Source organism: Actinomadura verrucosospora (assembly GCF_039540335.1).
Classification (GTDB): domain Bacteria; phylum Actinomycetota; class Actinomycetes; order Streptosporangiales; family Streptosporangiaceae; genus Spirillospora; species Spirillospora verrucosospora.
The window spans coordinates 1-7,610 of sequence record NZ_BAABEV010000088.1 but is presented as its reverse complement, the minus strand read 5'-3'; the positions used below and the strand labels follow the sequence as shown (position 1 = coordinate 7,610).

The 7,610-nt window shown below is 73.8% G+C and carries 8 protein-coding genes and 1 pseudogene; 4 read left to right on the top strand and 5 right to left on the bottom strand.

Annotation, left to right across the window (positions count from 1 at the left end; translation table 11 throughout):
• On the top strand, positions 1-127 hold a 127-nt coding region (locus tag ABD944_RS41820; RefSeq protein ID WP_345172492.1), incomplete at its 5' end, for an acyl-CoA dehydrogenase family protein.
• A gap of 75 nt (positions 128-202) precedes the next feature.
• On the opposite strand, the gene ABD944_RS41815 is transcribed toward ABD944_RS41820, so the two are convergent.
• The 3 genes from ABD944_RS41815 to ABD944_RS41805 form a co-directional block, all read right to left on the bottom strand.
• Positions 203-802 carry a hypothetical protein gene (locus tag ABD944_RS41815; protein ID WP_345187746.1) on the bottom strand — a complete coding sequence of 200 codons (600 nt, stop codon included), beginning with the start codon at positions 800-802 and terminating at the stop codon, positions 203-205.
• 103 nt (positions 803-905) lie between these two features.
• Entirely contained in the window at positions 906-1,712 is an 807-nt protein-coding gene (locus ABD944_RS41810; RefSeq protein WP_345187744.1) for a thioesterase family protein, read from the bottom strand.
• A gap of 66 nt (positions 1,713-1,778) precedes the next feature.
• On the bottom strand, positions 1,779-3,449 hold the full coding sequence (locus tag ABD944_RS41805; RefSeq protein ID WP_345187742.1) for an LCP family protein: 1,671 nt from the start codon (positions 3,447-3,449) through the stop codon (positions 1,779-1,781).
• 270 nt (positions 3,450-3,719) lie between these two features.
• Between ABD944_RS41805 and ABD944_RS41800 the strand changes: the two genes are divergently transcribed.
• Both ABD944_RS41800 and ABD944_RS41795 read left to right on the top strand, forming a co-directional pair.
• Positions 3,720-4,772 (top strand): glycosyltransferase family 2 protein, encoded by a 1,053-nt coding sequence (locus tag ABD944_RS41800; RefSeq protein ID WP_345187739.1) that lies wholly within the window; start codon positions 3,720-3,722, stop codon positions 4,770-4,772.
• Positions 4,773-4,872: 100 nt separating this feature from the next.
• On the top strand, positions 4,873-5,592 hold the full coding sequence (locus ABD944_RS41795) for a hypothetical protein (protein ID WP_345187736.1): 720 nt from the start codon (positions 4,873-4,875) through the stop codon (positions 5,590-5,592).
• Positions 5,593-5,617: 25 nt separating this feature from the next.
• On the opposite strand, the gene ABD944_RS41790 is transcribed toward ABD944_RS41795, so the two are convergent.
• The gene (locus tag ABD944_RS41790) at positions 5,618-6,373 is read right to left on the bottom strand and encodes a glycerophosphodiester phosphodiesterase (protein ID WP_345187733.1); all 756 of its coding nucleotides are present in this window, start codon (positions 6,371-6,373) and stop codon (positions 5,618-5,620) included.
• Positions 6,370-7,071 carry a 2-C-methyl-D-erythritol 4-phosphate cytidylyltransferase gene (gene ispD / locus ABD944_RS41785; protein WP_345187731.1) on the bottom strand — a complete coding sequence of 234 codons (702 nt, stop codon included), beginning with the start codon at positions 7,069-7,071 and terminating at the stop codon, positions 6,370-6,372. The genes ABD944_RS41790 and ispD overlap by 4 nt, the downstream gene beginning before the upstream one ends.
• Positions 7,072-7,152: 81 nt before the next feature.
• Between ispD and ABD944_RS41780 the strand changes: the two are divergent.
• Positions 7,153-7,610, top strand: a pseudogene (locus ABD944_RS41780) (hypothetical protein); the annotation flags it as partial.

Here is a 7,610-nt window from a genome sequence, read left to right as displayed (position 1 = left end):
GGGCGGGTACGGGTACACGCGGGAGTTCCCGGTGGAGCGGATGATGCGCGACGCCAAGATCACTCAGATCTACGAGGGCACCAACCAGATCCAGCGGATGGTCATGGCCCGCCAGATCCTCCGGTAGGACACGGCGGCGCACACGGAGGGGCGGGCCGCATGGCCCGCCCCTCCGTGTACGCGGCTCGTCGCCCCGGTCGGCTCAGTCGTGCGAGACGTCGAGGATCATGGCGCCGTTCTTGGCGCGGTGCGGCCGCAGCGTGAGGCCGTTGAAGGTCGCGGTGGCGCGGGGCCAGGACGCGTCCATCGAGGCGACCATCACGCCCTTGCGGCCGCGCGAGGAGAAGATCAGCCGGTTGCCGTCGACCTTGACGTGCAGCGGGTCCAACCCGAGCCTGCGGTCGAACTTGATCGTCTGACCGTCCTTGATCTCGACCTGGCACTCGGCGTCCTCGCAGGCCTTCAGGTCGGTGCCGTCCCTGGCCTCGGACCTGCCCTTCGGCGCCTTGGGCGCCGCGGCCTCCTGCTCCGGTGCGGCGTTCGGCCTGGGAGCGGCGGCGGGCTCCTGCGCGGTGTTCGGCTCGGCGTTCGCCGCCGCGTTCTGGTCCGGCGCCGGGTCGGACGACGAGTCCATGGTGAACGGGCCGGTGCCGAGCGCCGGGTTCGTGCCGGGCGGGGCGTCCGCCTGCGGCGGGGCCGGCGGAGGCGCGGTGCGCGCGACGCTCGCGGCGGCGATGCCGCCGCTGAGCGCCACCGAGATGGCGGCGGTCGTGGTGAGCAAGCCGAGAATCCTTGTGGACATCTCTGCACTCCTGACGAGGTGGGAACTGTGCTCTCTGTCGCCCGGGCGTTACTCACCGTAGCAGAAGGTCACGCAGAGTGTTGATCGGCTGGGCGGGCCGTGTTCAGCCTCGCGGGCGCTCGTCCACGAGGAGGGTCTGCAGGACGCGGCCGAGCTCGCCCGAGCGGTCGGCGAGCGTCCCCTGGCAGAGCGCGCTGCCGCCCGGGGCGGCGTCCAGGGACGCGGCGAGGCACAGCCACTCGCCCGCGGGGTCGCGGTGCAGCGCGACGGTCACGTCGGTGTTGATGATCAGCCACTCGGCCACGTCGAGCTGGCTGCCGACGCCCGACGCGCTGTCGGCGAGCGTCAGCGCGCGGACGAGCGGCGTGTCGGCCTCGCCCGCGACCAGCGGGATCCGCGGCCGCGCCCAGACCGTCCCCGGGCCGGGCTCGCCGAAGGCGCCGCTGACGAGCCGCCACTCCATCGCGGACAGGTAGCCGTCCCGATGCATGCCCGCCCACGCGCCGAACGGCTCCGTCGCCTCGGGCAGGTCCGGCGGCGCGGCGGCGTGCACGACCGGCTCCAGGCGTGCGGGGGCCGCCATGATCCGCCAGGCGCTCGCGCGGGCGACCGGCCGCCCCTCGTGCGTGATCTCGCCTTCGAGGAGGGCGACCCTCCTGCCGGGGCGGACCGTGCGCACGGCGACCTCCAGCTCCGCCACGGGCACGGGGCTGAGGATCTCGACGGTCACCCGCGCCACCCGGGTGCCGGGGACGGGGTCGTGCCGCTCGAAGGCCCGCCCGAGGAGGGCCGAGAACGGGCCGCCGTGCTGGAGGCCCGGCGACCAGGGGCCCGCCGTCGCGGGTGTGGAGGCGAACCGCCCGCCGCCGAGCGGCTCGTAGAACGATCCGGCCGGCACGTCCTCGCCCATGCTGCGTCCTCCCCGCCCATGACTAGAAGAACATTCTAGAAGGCGGGGGCGGCGGGGACGCCCGGGTCAGCCGCAGAGCTTCTGGGTGGCCGTGCCGGTCTCGATGGACGACCCCCCTTCCGTCGGCGTGGCGCTCGGCGACTCCTTCACCTCGACCTCCTTCACGCCGGCCCAGTCCGCGCCGTCCCAGTCGGCTCCGACCATCACCTGCACCTGGGAGCCGAGCGAGGAGACCTTCTTGCGCTTGGCGTCCGGGATCGCGGCGGCGAGGGTCCGGGCCGAGTCCTCCCGTCCCGGCCCGTACAGGATCTGCGTGGTCTGCTGCCCGCGGCGCGCCACGCCCGGCGCGACGGACACCTTGAAGCCGGCCTTGCGGAGCTCGCCGCCCGCCTTGGTGGCCAGGCCCCGGGTGCCGATCGCGTTGAGGACGCGGACGGAGATGTCGCCCGGCGGCACCGTCAGCTCGTTCTCGGCCTTCTTCGTCGGCGTGGCGCTCGGCTTCGGGCTCTCCGTCGCGAGCGGCTGGTCGCGGCGGAGCCGGGTGAACAGGTCGCGCGCCTTGTGCTGGTCCCACTGGACGGTCGACTGCTGGGACGGCGCGTTCCACAGCACGGTGTTGTAGGCCGGGTTCGACAGCGGCACCTTCGCGAACGTGACGTCGTCGGTCGACAGGTTCTTCATCTGGTCGGCGAGGCCCGGCAGGTTGTCGGCCAGCTTCTCGTCGACGCGCAGCGACTTCAGCGAGGCGTTCAGGAACTTCGTGGACTTGACCGGGTCGCCGAGCGTCTTCGTCGACAGCGCCTGCTTCATCATCGCCGCCATGAACTGCTGCTGCCGGTCGATGCGGCCGAGGTCGCTGCCGCCCGTCAGGGAGTAGCGGGCGCGGGCGAACGCCAGGGCCTTCAGGCCGTCCACGTGCGACTTGCCCGCCGGGAGCTTCAGGCCGCTCTTCTTGTCGTCGACGGCCTGCTCCGTGCACACGTCCACGCCGCCGATCGCGTCGACCATGTGCACGAACCCGTAGAAGTTCACCTCGACGTAGTGGTCGATCGACACGCCGGTGGCCTGCTTGACCGTGCTGACGGTGAGGTCGGGCCCCCCGAACTGGTAGGCCCAGGTGAGCTTGCCGGGACGGGCCGGGACCCGCGTGCCCTTGGCCCCCTCCGACCCGTTCGACCTGTGCCCCGGGATGGTCACGTAGGAGTCGCGGGGCAGGCTCACGACCGACACGCTGTCGTGGTCGCGGGACACGTGCACCAGCATCATCGTGTCGGAGCGCTCGCCCGCCTCGTGCCCGAGCTTGGCGGCCTTCTGCTGCTCCTTCGTCAGGCCCTCGCGCCGGTCGACGCCGGCGACCAGGATGGTCATGGCGCCCTTCGGCGTGTCCCTGCCCTTGCCGAGCCCGCCGACCGAGACCTTGTCGATCATGCCCGTGACGTAGTTCTGGAACGCCCACGCGCCGCCCGAGGTCAGCAGCACGAACGCCGAGGCCGTCCCGGTCAGGGTGAGGAAGCGCTTCTGCCGCCGCGCGCTCGTCGCCGCCCGCGGGCTCAGCCCCCGGCCCGGCCGGCGCGGCCCGCGCGGGCTCTCCACCGGGACGCGCGGCGCCGGCATCCCGTCGATGGTCACGCCCTCGATGTCGCCGTCGTCCTCGGCCGCGTGGGCGCCGGGACGCGGCCGGAAGTAGCGCTCCAGGGGGTCGGCGTCGCCGCGACCCGAGTCGTGCCCGTCTGCCATGCCGGCCGCCGCCTCCCGAAGATCACGTGCTGACGCGAGTCCCCACCACTCTAAAGTGGGGGACACCCGTCCGTTCGCTACCTGGACCTCGTGTCCTTGCAGTAACGTGGCGCCGTCTTGACCACACCCCGGCGGCCCGCACGCAAACCTGGGTGGCGTGGGCTGCGTCAGACAAGCGAGCAAGAGAGAGGAAGGGGCGCCTCACTCCGGTCCGCCGGACGGGAGCGCCCGCGAGCCCACATGAATTCGTCTCCCCATGCCCAGCGCGCCATGAACCAGGAAACCCGCTACGCCGTGAAGCCCCTTCCCGACTCCGGTCAGCGCACGTGGCCCGCCGTCTCGGTGGTGATGCCGGTCCTCAACGAGGAGCGCCACCTGACCGACGCCGTGCGCCGCATCCTCAGCCAGGACTACCCGGGCGAGCTGGAGCTCGTGCTCGCCATCGGGCCGTCCCGCGACCGCACCGAGGAGATCGCCCGCAAGCTGGCCACGGAGGACGCGCGCCTCATCGTCGTCGCGAACCCGACGGGGCGCACCCCCCAGGGCCTCAACATCGCGATCAAGGCCTCGCAGTACTCGATCATCGTCCGGGTGGACGGGCACTCCCTGCTGCCCGCCGACTACGTGCGCGCCGCCGTCGAGACGATGGAGGAGACCGGCGCCGACAACGTCGGCGGGATCATGGCGGCCGAGGGCGTCACCCCGTTCGAGAAGGCCGTCGCGCGCGCGATGACCTCCAAGCTCGGCGTCGGCAACGCGCGCTTCCACACCGGCGGCGAGGCGGGCGAGGTGGAGACGGTCTACCTCGGCACGTTCCGCCGCAGCGCGCTCGACCGCGTCGGCGGCTACGACGAGACGTTCACCCGCGCGCAGGACTGGGAGATGAACCACCGCATCCGGCAGTCCGGCGGCCGGATCTACTTCACGCCCCGCATGCGCGTCACCTACCGGCCCCGGCCCAACCTGCGGGCCCTCGCCAAGCAGTACTTCCACACCGGGCGCTGGCGGCGCGTCGTCGGGCGCGAGCACCAGGGCACGCTCAACCTGCGCTACCTCGCGCCGCCGATCGCCGTCGTGGCGATGGCGGCGGGCGTGGTCGCGGGGGCGTTCGGGTTCTGGCCCGGGTGGATCCTGCCCGGCGGGTACGCGGCCGCGATGATCGCCGGCGCGGCCGTGGAGGGGCGCGGGCTGCCTCCGGCCGCCTGGATCCGGCTCCCGCTCGTCTTCGCCACCATGCACGTGACCTGGGGCGTCGGATTCCTGACCAGCCCGCCGCGGCTCGGCCAGCCCGCTCCGATCAAACCGGGCGAATCCATTCAGTAACGGGGCAAAAAAGTACGATCACCTCCGAACCGCCATGGTGCGCGGCCCGTCTGACCGTTAGGTTTGGCGGGATCTCGCCCGTCGCGGTTCGGAGGTGGCCATGTCCAACGGAGCGCGCCACGGTCTCGGCGTGTTGGTCGGGCTCGTGGTCACCCCGGTGATCGCGCTGTGCCTGATGTTCAGCACGACCAAGTTCACGGACTACTTCCGGTACTTCTTCACCCGGGGCGGCGAGGACCGCTGGATCGGCGCCGCGCTGGTCGTGGTGGCGGCGGTGCTGGTGGGCCTGGCCGCCGGGTCGCGCCTCTCGCCGCTCGCCTCGCTGATCCCGGGGGCCGCCTACACGGCGATCGGCCTCCTCTGGCTCGCGTCGCCGCGCTTCGCGGTCGAGCACTCCGGACGCGATCTGCTGGGCCGCCAGCTCTACCAGGGCTACACGACGCTCGCCCCGTACGGGGTCTTCCTCCTGCTGGGCGTCGCGTTCCTGGTCGCCTCCCTCGCGCCGTCGCGGTGGAGGGCCCGCACCGCGGCCGGGCCGCGGTACGGCGGCCCGCCTCCCGCGCCGATGGGCCCGCCGCCCATGCCCGGCGGCCAGGCGCCCATGGGAGCGCCCCAGCCGCCTCCCGCGCCGGGGCAGAGCCCGCCCTGGCACGGCGCGCCGCAGTACGGGCAGCAGCCCTCCTCGAACCCGCCTCCGCTGCCGCCGGCGCGGCACGCCGAGGAGAGCCGGTCCGAGCCGCCCGCTCGGAGCGGCCGCTCCGACGACGACGAGTCCCCCGGCGAGTGGACGCAGATGTACGGCGGCAACCGCCCGAGCTGACCGTCCGGCCGGCGCCGCCCCTCCGCTACGCCCGGACGGCCGCGAGCACGCCGGGGACGTCGTTGACCACCATCGCGTCGAACCCGGCCTCCGCGTAGGTCGGGGCGGCCTCGGCCGACGGGCACCAGGCGATCGCCTCCAGGCCCGCCTTGTGGGCGATCTCCACGCAGTGCTCCAGCGGCCGCAGCCGCGTGTCGGGGTGCTCGATGCCGCACGAGCCGGTGTGCACGGCGACGACGTCCATGCCGAGGCCCGCCGCGGCCGGGACGGCGTGCCACAGCGGGAACCGCAGCCAGGTCAGCAGCCCGAGCGGGACCCCCGGCGCCTCCTCGCGCAGGAACATCAGCAGCGACGGGTCGAACGAGGTGACCAGCAGCCGCCGCCGCTCCGCCTCCCGCCTCAGCACCGGGGCCAGGAGCGCGCCGGTGCGGCGGGACGGCTCGTCCAGCGCGTCCTCCAGCACGGTCTTGACGTCCACGTCCACCGCCACGTCCGCCGGCAGCGCGTCGAAGATCTCGGTGAGCAGCGGCAGCCCGCTCGCGGTGGCGGGCAGGTCGACCAGGTGGTCGCCGTCCACGGTCGTCGGGTCGTGCCGCAGGACGAGGGCGTCGTCGGCGGTCCGCGTCACGTCGATCTCGATCCAGGACAGGCCGGCCTCCACCGCGGCGAGCATCGAGGGCAGCGTGTTCTCGGCGACGGCCTCTTGCGCGCCGGGCGGGACGACCTCGCCCGAGCCGAAGCCGCGGTGGCCGATGACGGTGGGGGTGTTCTCGAAGATCACGGTGCTTCCTCGCTGGCGAGATGTTCGGCGATGACGGCGTCGAGCGGCTGGGTGACCTTGAGGTTGCGCTCGCTGCCCGCCACGACCCGGATCGGGACGTCCGGCAGGTAGCGGTGCACGATCCCGCAGTCGTCGGTGGCGCGCAGCCCCGGGTCGGCGAGGGCCAGCTCGTAGGCCTTGCGGATCGTGCCGAGCCGGAAGCCCTGCGGCGTCTGGAACCGGGCCAGCGTCTCGCGCGGCGGCATCGAGGCGACCGTCCCGTCCTCGACCACCACGATCGTGTCGGGCGACGGCACGCCGACCGCGACGGCCTCGCAGGCGTCCAGCGCGTCCAGCACGCGGTCGATGACCGGGCGGTCGACGAACGGGCGGGCCGCGTCGTGGAACAGCACGCGGACGTCGTCGGGGCGGTCCTCCAGCAGGCGCAGCGCCGCCGCGGTGGACGCGGTCCGGGTCGAGCCGCCCTCGATCACCGCCGCCGTCTTGCGGAACGGCGCCGCGATCGAGGCGGCCTCGCGCAGATGCCCGGGCGCCATCACCACCACGACCTCGCCGATGCCCGGATGGGAGTCGAACGCGTGGACCGCGTGCGCCAGGATCGGCCGCCCGCCGACCTCCATGAGCTGTTTGGGGCGGCCGGCGCCCATGCGCGCGCCGACCCCGCCGGCGAGGACCACCGCAACCGTCCGCGTCGCCATCTCTCCCGGTTTCCATGACTCTGCGTAGTCGAGCCACTACGCTTTGCACTGCACTGCTTCTGTGACCGGCTGGAGGCACCGATGAATCAGGCGCCCACGCGTGAGCGGCCGGTCACGCTCAACGTACCGGACCACCCCGCGATCATCCGCCCGGATCGAGAGGCCGCCGATGCCGTGGACACCCTGGATGCGGAGGGCGCGCGCCCGCGCGGCCCCGCCGAGCCGGGCGGCCTCGTCGCCGCCTACCTGACCGGGCCCTGCGCCGCGGTCGTCGCCCGGTGGGCCGGTGAGCGCGGGATCACCGCCGGCGCCGTGTCGGCGTCCTCGCTCGCGCTCGCGGGCCTGGCGGCGGTGTGGTTCTCCGACGGGGCGCGCGGCGGCCTGCTCGCCGGCGCGCTGCTGCCGGCCGCCGCGCCCGTCCTCGGGCAGGCGGGCGCCGGCCTCGGCCGCCGGGCGAACCCGTTCGTCGCCCGGCCGGACGCCCTCCTCGACCGCGTCGGGGAGCTCGCCGTCTACGCGGCCCTGGCGGCCGGCGCCAC